This window comes from Pseudarthrobacter sulfonivorans, assembly GCF_031454915.1.
In the GTDB taxonomy this organism is placed as follows: Bacteria; Actinomycetota; Actinomycetes; order Actinomycetales; family Micrococcaceae; genus Arthrobacter; species Arthrobacter sulfonivorans_C.
Map to the genome: position 1 here is coordinate 464,810 of NZ_JAVDRS010000003.1, position 17,379 is coordinate 482,188.

Below are 17,379 nucleotides of genomic sequence, written 5' to 3' on the forward strand. Positions count from 1 at the left end.
GCTACTTCGTGATCCGCATGGTGCTCTCGTCCGGCTGGCCATTCATGGTGTGCATGGCGAAGCCGGAGCGGATGGTCACGCGCGAGGGCAGGCTGGCGAGCGGAATCACGTGGGCCTCGCTGATCATGAGCTTCTGCGCTTCCTGGTAGGTCCCGCAGCGCTCGGTGTCATCGGTCTGGGTCATGGCCTTGGCCACCAGGTCAAGGACGGGCCGGTTCTCCAGGCCGCCCCAGTTGAGGCCGCCCTTTTCCACCGGGGTTCCGATGACCGTGGAGAGCGCCCCGTACATGGTGCCGCCGGCGTTGATGCCGCCCATGACGGTGATGTCCCACGTGTCCAGCTTCTGTGTGAGGTCGGTGCTCCAGGTGGCCAGGTCCACGTTGCGCAGTTCAATGTCTGCGCCGGCGGAGCGGAGCGCCTCGGCAACATAGGTGTTGGCGGCGCCGTTGGGGCCAAAGACCTGTGCACCCACCATGCGGATCTTGACGCCGGCCAGGGCGGCCTTCGCTGCTGCGGGGTCGGGCTTGATGAGCAGTCCGGCGTCCTGGTTGGAGCACGGCACGCCCGGGTGGGCGAACGACGAGTAGAGCTCGCCAAGGCCGCCGGAGGCCGCCTGGTTGAAGGCCGTGGCATCCAGGGCCTGGGCAACGGCCTGGCGAAGGGCCGGGTCGTTGAAGGGGTGGCCGGGGCGCTCGTTGAACATCATGTACAGGCTGCCCTGTGGAATCACCTGCGTGCTGAAGTCCTTGTTGCCGTCGAAGCGGGTGGCGTCTTTGCCACGGATGGTGGCGAGGTCCTTAGTGCCGGTCAGGAGTTCGTTGGACACAGCACTGGCGTTGGCGTTGACGCTGGCCTCGATGGTCTTGGCGGGCGTGCCCGGTATCTCGGTCTCGTATTCAGGCCAGGCCTTGAAGTCGTCGCGGAGGGTGAATGTGTAGGCCACGCCGTGCTGCTTTTTGGTCAGGGTGTACGGCCCGGAGAACGCCCCGGGGACGTCTCCCGCGGTCAGCGCCTTGGGGTCTTTGAGGCCGGCCGGGCAGACGATGCCGGTGGCGTGCAGGCTCAGGCCCTGGAGGAGGTCGGACCACGGCTGGGCCAGCTTCACGGTGACAGTGCCGGAGGCGTCATCGGCCGTGACGGTGGCGGGCCCCTCGCCCAGGACGAGCGGACGGAAGCTGGATTTGCTGTCCGGGGACGCGAACACCTTGAGCGATTCCGCCACAACGTTCGCGGTGATCGGGGTGCCGTCCGCGCAGGTGGCACCGCTGCGGATGGTGAACGTGCCCTGCGTGGGGGTGATCTCCCACTTAGTGGCAAGGTCCGGCACGATCTTGTTGTTCTCGTCGCGGCGCACCAGTGTGGAGAACAGGAGGCGGTTGATGCCGTAGTCGTCGGCGTTGCGGACCTCTACCGGAGCAAAACTCGTGGGGTCGGCGTTGACCACAGTCCGGATAGTGTCGGTGGAAACCTGCCGGGCGGATGTGGAACCGGTGGTGGCGGTGCCGGTGGTGCAGCCGGTGGCTGCGACGGCGATTGCCACAGCAGCTGCGGCCAACGGAGCGAGCCTGCGGCCGCGCCGGGCCGCATTGCCTGCGGTGGGCGGGAAAATCTGAGTCACGATGGGGTCCTTTGGTTGGTCCAATGCGAGGGCAGGAGCCACGGCGTGACGCGGCGGCGGACACCTGCAGATCGAGTATGTGACCCGGATCTCAGAACGTCTAAGACTGATTGTTTAGACATGCCATGCCCTTTCGGCATGGAGTGCGGAGTTCCGCGGCGCCTGAGGGAGGAGGGCCGCCAGCCAGGCGCGGCCAGCGTCACAGGCACCGGCATATGACCCGTTTGTTGCGGACCCGGTGGCGGGAAACCGCCGGCAGCACCCTTACCCTGTTCCGGTGACCCCCACCCTCTTTGCCAATGCGCACTTCCATACCCTCAACCCGGAGCAGCCCCGGGCCGAAGCCCTCCTCGTTACTGACGGCGTCGTCCTGGCAGCCGGTCCGGCAGACGAACTCCGTGCCCACGCACCCGCCGGAACCAACACCGTGGACCTGGGCAACGCCGTCGTGATTCCAGGGATGACCGACGCCCACATCCATACCGCCAGCCTGGCCCGGTCCATGCACGAGGTGGACCTTCGGGGCGCGCGCAGCCTGGCCGAAGCGTTGGCCAGCGTCAGTGCTATCTTGCCGCGGTACCGTGCCGGCGCGTGGATTCTGGGCGGCTGGTGGGATTTCAACAAGTGGGAGGTTCCGGTGCAGCCGGACAGGGCCAGCCTGGACGCGGCCTGCCCGCGCAATCCTGTGGCGCTGACCAGCGCGGACGGCCACACGGTCTGGGCCAACTCGCAGGCATTGCAGCTGCTGGGCATCACCAGGGACACACCTTCCCCTGCGGGTGGGGAAATAGTCCGTGATACCGCCGGCGAGGCCACCGGGATCCTGCGCGAAAGCGCCGTCTACCCGGTGCGGATACTGGCGGCTTCCGGGGTCTCCGGAAACCTTCCGGAGCAGCTGCGGGAGGCTCAGCGCTACCTGCTGTCCCTGGGCATCACCGGCGTGCACGATATCGACGGAGCTGATGCCCTGGCCGCCTACCGGACCATCCGCGAAGAGGGAGGGCTGGCCCTGCGCGTCCACAAACTGCTGGCCCAGGATGATCTTGAGGCCTCCATTGCCGCGGGCGTCCGGACCGGCCAAGGTGACAGCTGGATCCGGCACGGGGCCGTGAAGATTTTTGCCGACGGCGCGGCGGGCTCGCACACCTGCCATATGAGCCAGCCCTTTCCGGGCGGCACCGGCCACGGCGTGGAGGTGACGGCCTATCCAGAGTTGCTGGCGCTGGCCGGCCGCGCGGCGGAGGCGGGCATCGCCGTCGCGGTCCATGCCATCGGCGACCGCGCCAACACCCTGGTGCTGGACGCCCTGGCCGCGATCCGGGACACCACCGTGCGGAACAGGCTGCGTCACCGGATCGAGCACGTGCAGTTCCTGCAGCCCGCGGACGTGCCCCGGCTGGCCGAACTGGGCGTGGTGGCGTCCATGCAGCCGCAGCACTGCCCCAGTGACCTGCCCATTCTGGGCATGGTGGAAGGCAGGGGCCTGGCGTCCTATGCGTGGCGGAGCCTGCTGGACGCAGGCGCCACGGTGGCCTTCGGTTCCGACTCCCCCGTAGAGATCCCCAACCCGCTCCACGGGCTGCACGCCGCCCTCACGCGGACAACCGCCGCCGGGGAGCCCGACGGCGGGTGGGAACCGCAGGAGCGGATCTCGCTGGCCGAGGCACTGCACGCCTACTGCGTTGCCCCGGCCTTCGCCTCAGGCGAGGAAGCCGCCAAGGGCACGCTGGCCCCCGGAATGCTCGCCGACTTCGCGGCGCTGGACACCGACATCTTCACGGCAGACCCCGCCGGGATCAGGGACACCAAGGTCCTCATGACCGTCACCGGCGGGGCTGTGCGATACCGGAACGACGCCTGACCTTGGCGTCGGGGCTGGGTGCCTGGGCGGGACGCCTAAGCTAGGCGGCCCGCACCTTTGAGGTGGCGATGGCGCCGCCCAGCGAGATCAGGCCAATAACCACCAGGAGCGAGGCCGGTCCCCACGACGCGTTGCCGGAGACAGTGAGGAAGACCGTGGCGAGCGCCGGCATGAACCCGGCCACAACGGCTGACAGGTTGGCGGACAGCCCCATGCCGGTGTACTTGACCTCTGCCGGGAAGAGCCGGTCGATCAGTGCGCCGATGATGGCATAGGTGATGGCGCAAGGGCCGAAGGCCAGCACCATGGCCAGGATGATCAGTCCCGGATCCCTGCTGTCCACGAGCCAGAAGATGGGGAAGGCCAGGACTATAAAGATCGAGTAGCCGATGATGCCCACCCGTGCCGCGCCGAAGCGGTCGGCAAGGCGGCCGGCGAGCACAGTCATGACCATTTGGGCCACGGCGCCGATGGTCATGGCCGTAAGGATCACGGTGGACGGCAGTCCCAGGACCCGGGTGACGTAGCTGATCATGAACGTGGTGAGGATGAAGAAGCCGGCGTTGCCCACCAGGTACGTGCACACACCGATGGCGAGCTTCGCTTTGTACTGGCGGAACAGTTCGACGATCGGGGCCTTCTTGGTTCCGTCACTGGCCTTAAGCTCCTGGAACTCCGGCGTCTCCTCCACGTTCCAGCGGAGCCAGAGCGCCACGGCCACCAGGACAATCGAGGCGATGAACGGCAGCCGCCAGCCCCAGGACATGAAGTCGTCCCTGGGCAACAGGGCCACCAGCGTGATGGCACCGGTGGAGAGCAGCGTGCCTACGGGCGACCCCAGCTGGACCAGCGCCGCGTACAGCCCGCGGCGTTTCGCCGGGGCGTACTCGATGGCCATCAGGGTGGCACCGCCCCACTCGCCGCCCGTGGCGATGCCCTGGACTGCCCGCAGGAGAGTCAGCAGCACGGGAGCGACGACGCCGGCTGTTTCGTAGGTGGGCAGCAGGCCCATGAGCGTCGAGGCGGCACCCATGATCATCACGGTGGCTACCAGGGCTCCGCGCCGGCCGTACTTGTCACCGACGTGGCCGAAGATGAGCGCGCCGACGGGGCGGGCGATGAACGCTGCGCTGAAGCTGAGGAATGCCGAGACGGTGGAGGCCACGGGATCACTGCCGGGGAAGAACAGCGGCGCGAAGACGATCGCGGCGGTGGTTCCGAAGAGGAAGAAGTCGTACCACTCCAGCGCCGTGCCGATGAAGGCGGCGGCCACCACCTTGCCGGGGCTCGACGGGCCCGCTGCGTGGGATGGCGGTGCTGCAGTCGGTGAGCTCGCTGCTCGTGATTCTTGATGTGTCATGGGGTCCTCAAATGGCGGTGCAATGTTGATGGGCTGTGAGCGCGGACGGCTCTGCCCATGAAACGTACTGTGAGGCGCTGCATACCCGCCAATACTTCTTCTTGCGTTTAGGTATACCCAAAGAGCATGCTGTTGCGATGAACCTTCGCCGCCTGCAGTACTTCCTGGCCGTTGTGGACGCCGGCACCGTGACTGCCGCCGCCGAACGGATCCACATTGCCCAGCCCGCACTCAGCCGGCAAATCAAGACCCTGGAAAACGAGCTCAAACTACGCCTGTTTGAGGCGCAGGGCAACAAGCTGGCGCTCACCCCCGCCGGGCGCGCGTTCATCCCCGCCGCCCGCCGCCTCATGCTGGAGACCCAGGGCCTGGAAGCTGCCGCGGACGCCCTGCGCACGGGACGGGTGGCCACCCTGGTTGCGGCGGCCACGGCCGCTTCCGTCCGCGGTTTCCTGGCGCCCTACATCGCCACGACGGGCCCGGGAGATCCGCTCATCATCACGAAGGAAACCAGCCACTTCGCCCTTGCCGAGGCGCTGCTCCACGGCTGCGATTTTGCCGTCTCGCCCGCGCCGCCGGAGCCGGGCCTGGCCACCATGGCGTTGGGCAGCATCCCCTTGACCGCATACGTGGCAGCAGGCCATGAATGGGCCCTCGACGGCGTCACTGAACTCCCGCTGTCCGTCCTGTCCGGCCAGCACGCCATCCTCCCCTCCCACCAGAGCGTCAGCCGCTACATCCTGGACGACGCCCTGAACCAGGCCCACCTCAGCTTCCGCGAGGTGTCTGAATGCGATGACGGGCAAACCATCATGGCGCTGGCAGCCGCCGGGCACGGGATCGGGGTGACCACGGACCTCCCCGCCTACGGCACCCATCCCATCCGTATTCTGGCAGGAACGGACGCGCGGCCGGGGCCGGCCCTGCGGCTACCCCTGCACACCGCCTGGATCCCCGGCCATTTCGCCGAGGACACCATCCGGGCGGTGGCACGGCGGATCCGCGACTTCCTCAACCAGCAGGGCGCCGTCATTAGGGACGAGGCGAAGGCACAAGAGCATGCCTGATGGGCATGCCTCCTCAACTAAATAGACATTAGACAGCATGAATCCCGCTTCCGATACTTGATGGAACGCAAGCATCCACACAGATCGGAAGAACTGCATGCTCTTGGACGCGCTCTACACCAACGGATCGTTCTACACCCAGGACGCCCGGCGTCCGCGGGCGCACAGCGTTGGCGTTCACCGCGGGCGCATCATCAGCCTCGACGACGAACTGCCCGCCTCACTCTTCCGCGACGTGTTCGACCTGGCGGGCGCCGCCGTCGTCCCCGGTTTTAATGATGCCCACTGCCACCTGAGTTATGTGGGCCAGGCGCTTGTCCAGGCCGATCTCCGCCCGGCCGCGTGCGGCACCATGGACGAACTGCTCGCCGCCGTGGACCGCGCCTGCCGGGCCGCGCCGGAAGGTGCATGGATCCAGGGTGCCGGCTACGACCAGAATCATCTGGGCAACCGGCACCCCACGGCGGAGCAGCTCGATGCCGTCAGCCATGGCCATCCGGTGTGGCTGATGCACAACTCCCGGCACATGGGGGTGGCCAACACGGCCGCTTTCGAACGGGCCGGCTATCCCGGCCGCCGCAATGTCACCGCGCCCGACGGCGGGGCCGCACCTGCCGATGCGGACGGGAGGGCCATCGGGCTGCTTCAGGAGACTGCCCGGGCACTGGTCATGGACGCCATCCCCGGACCCGGAGTGGATGACGTGGCCGAGATGGTGGGCGCGGGCAGCGCCGCCCTGCTGGAACTCGGCGTCACCAGCATCACCGAGCCCGGCCTGGGCGCGCCGCAGCACATTGGGCACAGCCTGTCCGATATTGCCGGCTACCAGGCCGCTCGGGATGCCGGGAAACTCGGCGTGCGTGCCACGGTGATGCCCTACCTGACCACGCTGCACGGGCTGGGCGACGCCGAGCAGGACGGAGCATCCGGCACACTGCCCGTTGCCCGGATGGGCCTGGACCTGGGCATGCGCTCCGGCTTCGGCGACGAATGGCTCCGGCTGGGCCCGGCCAAGATCCTCTCCGACGGTTCGCTGATCGGCCGCAGCGCATTTATGTGCTGCGACTACCAGCAGGCGGCCGGCGAGCCGGAAGGCAACCGCGGGCTCCTGCAGTTTCCGGCCCAGGAACTCCGCCGCCGCGTCATCGGCGCCCACCGCGCGGGCTGGCAGGTGGCAACGCACGCCATCGGTGATGCCGCACTGGATGTGGTGCTGGACATCTTTGAAGAAGCCCAGAAGCTCTATCCCCGCCCTGATGCGCGCCACCGGGTGGAACATGTGAACGTGGCCGGCGATGATCAGATCAAGAGGCTGGCCTCCTTGGGCCTGATCCCCGTCCCGCAGGGCCGCTTCATCAGCGAGCTCGGCGACGGCGCGGCACGGGCCCTGGGACCGGAACGGGCCCGCCTTGCGTACCGCGTGAAGTCCCTTCTTGATGCCGGCATCGAGATCCCTGCCAGCTCGGACGCGCCTGTGGTGTCCGGGGACCCGCTCCTGAACATCCACGATCTGGTGAACCGGCGGACGTCCTCAGGCGCCGACTTCGGTCCGGAGGAACGCATCAGCGTCGCCCAGGCAGTGCGCGCCTACACCGTGGGCAGCGCGCACGCGGTGCACGAAGACCACTACAAGGGCTCGCTGGCACCGGGCATGCTGGCCGATTTCGTTGCGCTGACCGAGGACATCTACGAGGTTCCCGCCGACACCATTCGTGAGGTCCGCGCTGCGGCCACCGTGGTGGGCGGCCAGCTGGTGCACGGCAGCCTGCAGGCCTAAAGCGGCCTTCCGGGTTCACCGAGCGGTCCCGCGCTCCGCGCGCAGCGGCGATCACCGCCGTCGTACTTCATGCTTTTTAGTTATTTCTTTTCAGCTTTATATGTATTAGACAGCATGAACTCGGCTGCCAATACTTGAGGAAACCCTTAGCGCCGGCATCGAAGCTGGCCGCCCACCGATTGCCAGATCCCTGGCCACCCTGATGAGGAGCACCACTTTGGAAACGACAACCCACGCCGGCCAGGCGATCGTTGATTCGCTTGCCCTGCACGGCGTCAACCGCGTATTCGCGGTTCCCGGCGAAAGCTACCTGGCCGTTCTCGACGGACTGCACGGGGCTGACATCGAGACCATTGTGTGCCGCCAGGAGGGCGGCGCCGCCTACATGGCCGAGGCTCACGGAAAGTTCACCGGCCAGCCCGGCGTAGCCATGGTGACCCGTGGGCCGGGAGCCGCAAATGCTTTCGTTGCCGTCCACGCCGCCTGGCAGGATGCAACGCCCATGGTCCTGTTTGTAGGCCTGATCCCCATGGCGGACCGCGAACGCGAGTCCTTCCAGGAGTTCGATCCGAAGGCTTGGTTCGGGACGCAGGCCAAGCGCGTCCTGGTCCTGGACGAAGCCTCGCGGGCCTCGGAAGTGGTGGCCGAAGCGTTCTTCGCCGCCAAGTCCGGCCGGCCCGGACCCGTGATTGTGGGCCTGCCGGAGGACGTCATCACCCATGAGTTCACCGGTGAGCTGCACCGGCCGATCACCGTGGCCGAGGGGTCGGTGTCCGCCGCGGAGCTGGAAGTGGTCCGCACCGCCCTGGCCGGGGCAGAGAAGCCCGCCCTCTTCGTGGGCGGCCAGCGCTGGACCCCCGCCGCTGCAGCCGAAATCACCATGTTCGCCGAGGCCAACGGCATCCCCGTCATCCAGGACTGGCGCGCCTCGGACCGCATCCCGTTCAATTCCGAGGTGTTCGTCGGCGCCCTGGGATACGGCCGCACCGCTGAGACCGCCCGGATCTTCGCCGAGGCCGATGTACTCCTGGCCATCGGTGCTGTGCCCACCGACGTGCCGACCGACGGCTACACCCTCCGGCAGTCGCTGGACGCCACGAACATCGTGGTCAACATCGACAGCTCCCTGCGGGGACGCTCCGGCGCCGTGACGGCCCACATCCTGGCCAGCCCGGTAGCGTTTGCCGATGCCGTCAAAGACCTGCGGCTTGGAAAGGCCGCCCAGTGGGACTCCTGGCGCGCTGCCGGCCGGGCCGCGCAGGCTGGGTTCAGCGAACTTCCGGACCTGGCATCCCTTCCCGCCACGCGCGAAGGCACCGGGCACATGACCGCAGTGGTGTCCGAACTGGTCCGGCGCCTGCCGCAGGATGCCGTGTACAGCTTCGGCGCCGGCAACCACTGCGCCTGGGCCCAGCGGTACCTGCCCACCAATGTGTTCCCGTCGCAGCTGAGCATGCGCAACGGTTCCATGGGCTACAGCGTTCCGGCGGCAGTGGCCGCCTCCTTGCAGAGCCCGGAGCGTCTGGCCGTGGCGGTCGCCGGCGACGGGGAATTCCTGATGAACGGCCAGGAGTTCGCCACCGCAGTGCAGTACGGCGCCGCGATGCTCATCATCGTGATGGACAACGGCCAGTACGGCACCATCCGCGACCACCAGGAGCACCATTTCCCGGGCCGCGTCAGCGGCACCCAGCTCGCCAACCCCGATTTCGCGGCCTTCGCGCGCGCGTTCGGCGGCCACGGCGAAACTGTGACCAGCGACGAGCAGGCCGCGATCGCCGTCGAACGTTCCCTTAAGGCCGTCCAGGACCAGCGCATCCCGGCCATCATCCACGTCATCACCGACCCCGCGATCGCCCTCCCCTAACCGATCCAACCCGATTGAAGGAGCACAGCATGAGCCTCTATGCCGTCACCAACCCGGCCACCGGGGAGACCGTCAAGGCCTATCCCACCGCCACCGATGAGCAGATCCACGCCGCAGTAGCCACCGCCGAAGCCGCCTTCAAGGCCTGGAACCGGACGGCGCTTGCGGACCGGGTGAAGGTGCTGGGCCGCGTGGCCGAGCTGTACACCGAGCGCCGCGACGAGCTTGCCGCGATCGTCACCCGGGAGATGGGCAAACCCGTCTTCCAGGCGCAAATCGAGGTGGACATCGTGGCGTCCATCTACCGGTACTACGCCGAGAACGGCCCGGCCTTCCTCGAGGACGAGGAGCTGGAGGTCGCCGCCGGCGGCACGGCGATTGTCCGCAAGGACGGGCTAGGGGTGCTGCTGGGGATCATGCCGTGGAACTTCCCGTACTACCAGGTGGCCAGGTTCGCCGCGCCAAACCTGATGAACGGCAACACCATCCTGCTCAAGCACGCCCCGCAGTGCCCGGAATCCGCGCTGGCCATGGAGCAGATCTTCCGCGACGCCGGCGCTCCCGAGGGCGCCTACGTGAACATCTTCGCCACCAATGAACAGGTGGCGGACATCATCGCGGACCCCCGTGTGCAGGGCGTCTCGCTGACGGGTTCGGAGCGCGCAGGATCCGCCGTTGCGGAGATCGCGGGCCGCAACCTCAAGAAGGTGGTGCTGGAGCTCGGTGGCTCAGACCCGTTCCTGGTGCTGGAGTCCGCGGATTTGGACCAGGCTGCCACGCACGCGCTGTTCGGCCGTTTCGGCAACACCGGCCAAGCATGCAACGCGGCCAAGCGGATCATTGTGGCGGACTCCGTGTACGACCGGTTCGTGGAGAAGTTCGTGGCTGCCGTGACCTCCGTGAAGGTGGGCGACCCCACCGAGGCGGACACGTTTATGGGGCCGCTGGCCTCCGCGGCCGCCCTTGATGGGCTGGCGGAGCAGGTGGACGACGCCGTCGCCAGGGGCGCCACGGTGCTCACCGGCGGCGGCCGGCTGGATCAGCCGGGGTCCTGGTTCCAGCCGACGGTCCTGGCGGGAGTTACAGGGGACATGCGCGCATTCTCAGAGGAGCTGTTCGGCCCGGTCGCTGTGCTGTACCGGGTGTCCTCCGAGGATGAGGCGGTGGAGCTGGCCAACAGCTCGGTGTACGGGCTGGGCGCCGTTATCCAGTCCACCGACCCGGCCAGGGCCGCGGAGATCGCCGACCGCCTGGATGCCGGCATGGTGTACATCAACGAAGCTCCCGGTACCGCGGCCGAGCTGCCTTTCGGCGGCATCAAACGCTCCGGCGTGGGCCGCGAACTGGGCAAATCTGGCATGGACGAGTTCGTGAACCGGAAGCTGATCCGTACGGCGAAATAGCCCTCGGAAAAGCGATTTGGAAAACCATCATGAAAAGACGCCAGAACTATCAGTCACCGCCTAAGACACCCATTCCCACCCAGAAAGGACCCCACATGACTACTCTCCCCTCCGACAAGTTTCGGTCCTACGACTTCAGCCACCTCTGCCTTGGTGATCTCATCGAGGCCCGGCAGAACCAGAAAGTTCACCACCGTGGCCACATCGAAGAAGCACACCCGGAAATGGGGGTGTTCTGGATTCAGGACACCATCACGGGCACTCGACGGCTGATCGATTTCGATTCGTTTGAGATCTTTTTTGGACGTCATACGGAAGCCGTGCCGGCCACGGTGTAATCCGGTCTGAAATACGCATATATACGTGAGGCGCCCGCAGACAGGATCTGGGGGCGCCTCACGTTGTTGTTGATTTGAGCTAATTAGAGGTTGCTGCTCCGGCAGCGGCAGCGCTGAAGACCTCGCCGAGGATGGTGGCACCGCTGCGGATATCGTCCAGGGACGGCAGGCAGAAGGACATCCGCAGTTCGCTGTGGCCGCTGCCGTCGGTGTAGAAGGCCGTTCCGGGGACGTACACCACGCCGCGTTCGATGCAGTCGTAGACGAGGGTTTCAGTGTCGATCCCGTCCGGAACCTTGACCCAGAGGTAAAAGCCGCCGGTGGGCCGGTTCCACGTGGTGCCGGCGGGCATGACCTTGGTGAGCGTTTCCACCAGAGCGGTGAACTTCTCCCGGTAGATGGCCCGGTATTCGGCCAGCTTGTCCTCCCAGGCGGGGTCATCGAGGTACGCGCTGATGAGCTGCTGGGAGTACACCGAGGGGTTGAGCTGCGACGTCTCGCTGGCGTTGAGTAGGTGGCCGTAGAGCGATGCCGGCGGAAGGACCCACCCCACGCGGAGCCCGGGCGCGATCATCTTGGAGAAGGAGCCGAAGTACAGGGTGATGTCCTCGAAGCCGGGCTGGATGGCGGGCATGGTTTCGCCGTCGAAGCCCAGGAGCCCGTAGGGGTTGTCCTCGAAGATCAGCAGGTCGTTGCTGCGGCACAGCTCGCCCACCTGCAGGCGGCGTTCGGCGGAGAGGTTCACACCGCCGGGGTTTTGGAAGTTGGGGATGGTGTAGAGGCCTTTGGCGGTCTTGCCGGCTGCGCGAGCTTCGCCGATGAGCCGTTCGAGTTCCGCCGGGATAAGGCCGTCGGAGTCCATCGGGACGTGGACAATTTCGGCCTCGTAGCTGGTGAAGACGGCCATGCCGCCGGCGTAGGACGGGGCCTCGGCGAAGATGACGTCGCCGGGGTTAACCAGGACGCGGGCGGCGACGTCGAGGGCCTGCTGGCTTCCCGCGGTCACGATCACCTGGTCCGGGCCCGCGGTGATGCCCTCGAGCCTCATCAGTTCGGAAATGTGGGCGCGCAGTTCGGGGATGCCGTCGCTGGCGCCGTACTGGAATGAGCGTTCTCCGCTGTCGAGCAGGATCCGCTGGGCGTCTGCCGCGATCCGGTCGAACGGGAGGGCACCGAGGTACGGGGCGCCGTTGGCGAAGGAGATCATGCCCGGCCGTTGGGCGGCCCTGAACACTTTGCGGACTTCCGAGGGGCGCGCGGCGAGGGTGCGCTGGGCGAGGTGCTGCTGCCGGACGGGGACGCTGACGTCTCTGGGAGTGTTGGCAGCGTCTGTGGAAGTTTCCACCGATACGGACATGGGATACCTTTCGGTCGCGAGTATCCTCTCAATATCGCGCAGGCCTGCAGATGCTGTCTAAGACCAAATTTCGAGGATAGGCATACCTGGATGGCATGATGACTGAAGACACCGCGGGGCGGCCACCTGGATCACTGGTATTGCTCCGGGGAGCCATGCGCCCAACACGGCCTGCGCACTAATCCAGGTTGTTATCCGCCGTTTCCGGCCCGCCCTCAGCTGAATGGACGGACCCGTTTCAATCTCCTCGCCAAGGCCGTCCACGCCATATCTCATGCCTGCGGATGGGCCTTGAGAGGTCAAGAGTTTCCCGGCAGGATTACCGTCGTCTCGATTTCGATGAGCAAGCCGTCCAGCGCGAGGCCTGTGACGCCCACAATCGTCTGGGCTGGATGGTCCGAAGAGCCTTGAACCTCCTCGATGGCAGCGGTGATCGTCTCGTATTGCGTGGGTTGCAAAGTGTAGATAGTCCGCCGGTAGACGTCCTCCCACGAAGCCCCGATGGCGTCAAGCGCCGTCTTGATGTTTCGCATTGCGGCCTTGGTCTGCTCACCAAGGTCGTCCCCGCCGACGATGGCAAAGTTGGCATCAAGCGCCACCTGCCCCGACAGAAACGCCACTCCTACGCCAGGTGCGGAGACAACATGCGTGAAGCCGGGTGCTGCGTGAAGCTCAACGGGATTCAACAACTTGCGGTCTGACATGGGAATCTTCTTTCCATCTGAGGATGGTCTCGAAGTTAGCCGTCGGGCGTTACCGGTGCGTTATTGACGTCCGTCTTCCAGGACCTGCCTGATCCCGAACCCGCCCACGGCGAACATCCGCGGATTGTCATCGGAGTTGCTCAGCATGGCGGTGGCCAGGACGAGAGCCCAGCCCCGGGCCCTCAGCCAGGTGTCCCCTTCCACCGCAGGGCCAAAGGATTCGATGAAGCGGTGGCGGGCGGCGGCGTCGAACATCAGCCATGCCACCGCAAGATCGACGGCCGGGTCCCCTGCCCCGACGTCGCCGAAATCGATGATGCCGGCCAGCGAGCCGTCGTCCGCCAGCAGGATATTGCCCGGGTGAAGGTCCCCGTGGAGCATCGTCGGCGGACCAGCCCACGCTTTAGCGGCGCGGGCCTGCGCCCACAAGGCGCCGAGTGGTGCTGCCTGAGGATAGCGTTCGCGGTCCCGCAGACGTTCCACCACCGCAGCGTCACGATCTGTCAGAGGCACGCCGCGGACAGGATTTACCGGGACGCCGTTCTCGGCGGGCAGGTGGAGCGACAGGAGGAAATCGGCCAAGCCTTCAGCGGCCGGTCCACGGTTTGCGGGGCCAACGTCCGCCGCGGCAGTTCCAGAGACCCACTGCACGATGCTCCACGGCCAGGGAAATTCCGGCGTCGGCCGGCCGGCATGGACGGGCACAGGAACCAACACCGGTGAGCGGCGGGCTATGCCGGGAAGGTACGCCTGCTCATGCAGCATCAGCGGCACGGCCTCCGCCCTGCGCGGCAGCCGGACGGCCAGGTGATCGCCGAGCCTGAAGGTCGCATTGTCCCAGCCATTCGCAACCCGCGCGAGAGGATGATCCGCAAGGTCAGGCCGCTGGTCCCGGACAAGGAGCCGGACGACGGCGTCATCCACTTCCACCGTGGCCGGTGGCATTTCCGCCATTCAGAGACCCGCCTTCCTTGTCGTCAATACAATCCGGCCCTTTCCTCGTCCGAATATAGTTCAGGTCCCCGGGGGCGGACGGGGCACCCGTAAAATTGGTGGCGATGATGCGCACCGCAGCCGGTGCGCGGGGGCGAGGGGTTGCGACGCTTATGCTCCGGCACATCCTGGACGAAGCCCACACCCGGAACTTCGAGCGCATCTATCTTGGGACCGGAACCGAAGACTACTTCGCTCCCGCCCGGCGCCTGTATGTCCGCAACGGGTTCAGCGAGTGCCTCGCCTTTGGCGGCTACGTCCTGGATCCCAACAGCGTGTTTATGGAACCCCGCCTCTAGGCTGCCTGTATGGGCAGCACTCTACAAAATGCCTTCCTTCAGTTCCGCCGCCGTCCGAAGGAGATGACCCGCCAGGCGCTCCCCATCGCCGGATCCAAAGCGCGCAATGGGCATGGCAATGCTGAAAGCCGCATGTTCGCCGTCGATGACGCCCAGGGACACGGCGAGAGCCGCCACGCCGTCCTCACTCTCCTGAAAGTTCGTCCCTACCCGACGGCGGCGGGTTGCGGCGAGCTCCTGGTGAAGCTTTTCGAAGTCCAACTCAGTTGCGGGGCCGCCCACCATGGATGGCACCGTGCGATAGCGGTCTTCCACTTCCTCGGCCGTCAGGTCCGCCAGCATGGCCTTGCCTGCCGAGGTGACGTGGGCGGGGAGGACGACGCCTACACGCAGCCCAAACCGCAGCGCATGCGTCGTGGCTTCGATGCCGTCGTGATGGTGGATGGTCGTACCAATGAGCGTCGCCAGGTGAACTGTTTCCCCCACTCGGTCGAAGAGACGTTCCAGAAAGGGCCTGGCGCGAACCCGCAACGGGGGAAGTGCCACCATCATTCCTGGCCTCAGGAGTTCGGGACCAGGCCGGTAGCGCCGCTGCTCCCCCTGTTCTGCAAAGCCAGCCCCTGCCAGCGTGGCCAGTAGACGCTGGGCCGTGGACGGGTCGACGTCCAGCGCCCTGGCGGCCTCGGTCACGCTGAGTGATCCCTCCTGAACCATCAGCTTTAGAAGTACCAAGGCGCGGTGGACCGACTCGACTCGAGAACTGCTTTTATTGCGTATCACGCAATAACTATATTTTGGTATTGCGCATCACACAAGTAGGTGCCTAAACTCACAATCATCGCTTGGCATGAGAGCGCGAACGCCAGGCAGTCCGTCCTTCCCCGGCGGTCACTGCGCTCCCCTCCCCGCATCGTTATTCGTTTCATCCGACATAGGAGTCATGATGAGTCAGCCCGCCTCGATTCAACCTGCCAAGCGCCCGCTGCGGCCAGCCACCCCTGCCCCGGCCGAGGCCAAACGCGCCGTACTCAGCGGCACGTTTGGATCGGCTTTGGAATGGTTCGACTTCGCCGTTTACGGAGCCATGGCGGCAACGGTATTCCCGGTCGTGTTCTTCAATGAACTCAGCCCGGCGATGGGTCTCCTGGCATCGTTCGCCACGTTCGGTGTGGGCTTCTTCGCCCGGCCCCTTGGCGGGATCCTCTTTGGCCACCTGGGTGATCGGATTGGCCGCCGCAAGATCCTGCTCACTACCTTTATCCTCATGGGCGTCGCCTCCATGGTGATCGGTCTGCTGCCGGCATACTCGGCCGTGGGTTTCATCGCACCAGTGGCACTTGTTCTGATGCGATTCGTTCAGGGCGTGGCGCTTGGCGGCGAAGCCACGGGCGCACAGCTGATGACCATGGAGCATGCCCCCGCCGACCGGCGCGCGTTCTACGGCGCCCTCATGGCGATGGGCTCGCCGATCAGCCAGGTCATGGCCAACCTCATGCTTGCCGTACTCTCCGGCGTGCTGAGCAAGGACGACTTCCTCTCCTGGGGCTGGCGCCTGCCGTTCCTGCTGAGCATCCTCCTGGTGGCCGTGGGCATCTACATCCGGCTCAAGGTCGAAGAAACTCCGGTGTTCAAGAAGGGCATGGAGGAAATCGGGGCCGAGACCACCAACCCCGCGATGGTGATCCGGACGCACGGTGTGACCATTCTCCGGCTCATGCTTGCCTACGCCCCGATCATCGTGACGTTCTACATCGTCAGCGTCTTCGGCATCAGCTACCTCACCACCCATGGGTATGCCCAGAGCGAGACCTTCACCATCATCATGATTTCGAACTTCCTGTCCGTCATCGCCATCTGGTGGGGCGGCCGCCTTGCCGACGTCTACGGTCGGCGCAAGATCCTGATGATCGGGTCCTTCTTCACTCTGGTGGCAGCTGTCATTTTCTTCCAGGTGGTTGACCTGCACAGCTTCCCCCTGACCCTCGCGGTGGTAGCTTTCGCGCTGGTATCTGCTCAGTTCGGTAACGCCGGACAGGGCGCCCTCTTTGCCGAGGCTTTCCCCACCCACATGCGCTACACGGGATCGGCATTGGCCCTCACCGGCGGCAACCTGGTGTTCGCGGCCCCGGCGCCCTTCCTGGCCTCATGGCTGATGAGCATCAGCGGAGGCAGCACGCTGTCCATCACCATCACATGGGTGGTCATAATCGCCGTAGCCCTGGTGAACATGTTGCTCATGGGTGACGGTTCCACGCTCGAGGGAAACAAGCAGCGCTTCGGACGCTACGAGCCGGCGCCACAGACGGCACAAGAACTCGACGCCGGCGCCGTCCGCGCCGATTCGGCGGTGAGTTGAACCGTGATCGTTGAACAACGCACTTACGTCCTGCACACCGGGGCCAGCCTGGCAGACTACCTGGCGGCGTATGAAGAGATCGGACTGCCGGCGCAGAAACCGATCCTCGGGGGTTTCCTTGGCTACTTCGTGACCGAGTTCGGCCGCCAAAACGAGCTGAACCACCTATGGGCCTACGCAGACCTCGAGGACCGCCGGGCGCGCCGGGCCAAGCTGGCCAAGGACAGCCAGTGGCAGGAATGCCTGGCCATCATCCGTCCCATGATCATGACGATGGAGAACAAAATCATGTATCCCACCTCGTTTTCACCCATCCGGACTTTGCCCGTTTCCGGCGCGGATTCCAACACCGCGTTCGGCGAAGAATTGAGAAACTGAC

The 17,379-nt window shown here is 65.9% G+C and carries 14 protein-coding genes and 1 pseudogene; 9 read left to right on the top strand and 6 right to left on the bottom strand.

The genetic code is table 11. From position 1 onward, the window contains the following. Position 1: 1 nt before the first annotated feature. Positions 2–1,618, bottom strand: coding sequence for an ABC transporter substrate-binding protein (locus tag J2808_RS10135; RefSeq protein ID WP_309815458.1), 1,617 nt, complete (start codon positions 1,616–1,618; stop codon positions 2–4). Positions 1,619–1,895: 277 nt separating this feature from the next. Here J2808_RS10135 and J2808_RS10140 point away from each other — a divergent pair, with 277 nt between their 5' ends. Then, complete coding sequence (locus tag J2808_RS10140) at positions 1,896–3,479, top strand: amidohydrolase (protein WP_309815461.1); 1,584 nt, start codon at positions 1,896–1,898, stop codon at positions 3,477–3,479. Between the two features lie 40 nt (positions 3,480–3,519). Here J2808_RS10140 and J2808_RS10145 read toward each other — a convergent pair whose 3' ends face one another. Then, entirely contained in the window at positions 3,520–4,839 is a 1,320-nt protein-coding gene (locus J2808_RS10145) for an MFS transporter (protein WP_309815464.1), read from the bottom strand. A 137-nt stretch (positions 4,840–4,976) separates the two neighbouring features. Here J2808_RS10145 and J2808_RS10150 point away from each other — a divergent pair, with 137 nt between their 5' ends. The 5 genes from J2808_RS10150 (at position 4,977) to J2808_RS10170 (ending at position 11,291) form a co-directional block, all read left to right on the top strand. Then, positions 4,977–5,906, top strand: coding sequence for a LysR family transcriptional regulator (locus J2808_RS10150; RefSeq protein WP_309815467.1), 930 nt, complete (start codon positions 4,977–4,979; stop codon positions 5,904–5,906). A gap of 97 nt (positions 5,907–6,003) precedes the next feature. Next, on the top strand, positions 6,004–7,683 hold the full coding sequence (locus tag J2808_RS10155; protein ID WP_309815470.1) for an amidohydrolase: 1,680 nt from the start codon (positions 6,004–6,006) through the stop codon (positions 7,681–7,683). 217 nt (positions 7,684–7,900) lie between these two features. Next, complete coding sequence (locus tag J2808_RS10160) at positions 7,901–9,550, top strand: thiamine pyrophosphate-dependent enzyme (protein ID WP_309815473.1); 1,650 nt, start codon at positions 7,901–7,903, stop codon at positions 9,548–9,550. A gap of 29 nt (positions 9,551–9,579) precedes the next feature. Next, positions 9,580–10,953, top strand: a complete 1,374-nt coding sequence (locus J2808_RS10165; RefSeq protein ID WP_309815476.1) for an NAD-dependent succinate-semialdehyde dehydrogenase — start codon at positions 9,580–9,582, stop codon at positions 10,951–10,953. A gap of 95 nt (positions 10,954–11,048) precedes the next feature. Next, entirely contained in the window at positions 11,049–11,291 is a 243-nt protein-coding gene (locus J2808_RS10170) for a hypothetical protein (RefSeq protein WP_309815478.1), read from the top strand. A 79-nt stretch (positions 11,292–11,370) separates the two neighbouring features. Here the strand turns inward: J2808_RS10170 and J2808_RS10175 are convergent, their stop codons facing one another. From J2808_RS10175 to J2808_RS10185, 3 genes are all read right to left on the bottom strand, one after another. Next, entirely contained in the window at positions 11,371–12,648 is a 1,278-nt protein-coding gene (locus J2808_RS10175) for an aminotransferase-like domain-containing protein (protein WP_309815481.1), read from the bottom strand. A 299-nt stretch (positions 12,649–12,947) separates the two neighbouring features. Further along, complete coding sequence (locus J2808_RS10180) at positions 12,948–13,352, bottom strand: RidA family protein (protein WP_309815484.1); 405 nt, start codon at positions 13,350–13,352, stop codon at positions 12,948–12,950. Between the two features lie 60 nt (positions 13,353–13,412). Beyond that, positions 13,413–14,306 carry an aminoglycoside phosphotransferase family protein gene (locus J2808_RS10185; protein ID WP_309815487.1) on the bottom strand — a complete coding sequence of 298 codons (894 nt, stop codon included), beginning with the start codon at positions 14,304–14,306 and terminating at the stop codon, positions 13,413–13,415. A gap of 98 nt (positions 14,307–14,404) precedes the next feature. Between J2808_RS10185 and J2808_RS10190 the strand changes: the two are divergent. Further along, a pseudogene (locus J2808_RS10190) lies at positions 14,405–14,644 on the top strand (GNAT family N-acetyltransferase); the annotation flags it as partial. Between the two features lie 21 nt (positions 14,645–14,665). On the opposite strand, the gene J2808_RS10195 reads toward J2808_RS10190, so the two are convergent. Further along, a complete protein-coding gene (locus J2808_RS10195) occupies positions 14,666–15,424 on the bottom strand; it encodes an IclR family transcriptional regulator (protein WP_309815489.1) in 759 nt (252 codons plus the stop codon). Between the two features lie 160 nt (positions 15,425–15,584). On the opposite strand from J2808_RS10195, the gene J2808_RS10200 reads away from it, so the two are divergent. Together J2808_RS10200 and J2808_RS10205 are read left to right on the top strand one after the other, a co-directional pair. Beyond that, positions 15,585–17,000 carry an MFS transporter gene (locus tag J2808_RS10200; protein ID WP_309815491.1) on the top strand — a complete coding sequence of 472 codons (1,416 nt, stop codon included), beginning with the start codon at positions 15,585–15,587 and terminating at the stop codon, positions 16,998–17,000. A 3-nt stretch (positions 17,001–17,003) separates the two neighbouring features. Further along, complete coding sequence (locus J2808_RS10205) at positions 17,004–17,378, top strand: NIPSNAP family protein (RefSeq protein WP_309815493.1); 375 nt, start codon at positions 17,004–17,006, stop codon at positions 17,376–17,378. The last annotated feature ends 1 nt before the right edge of the window (position 17,379 follow it).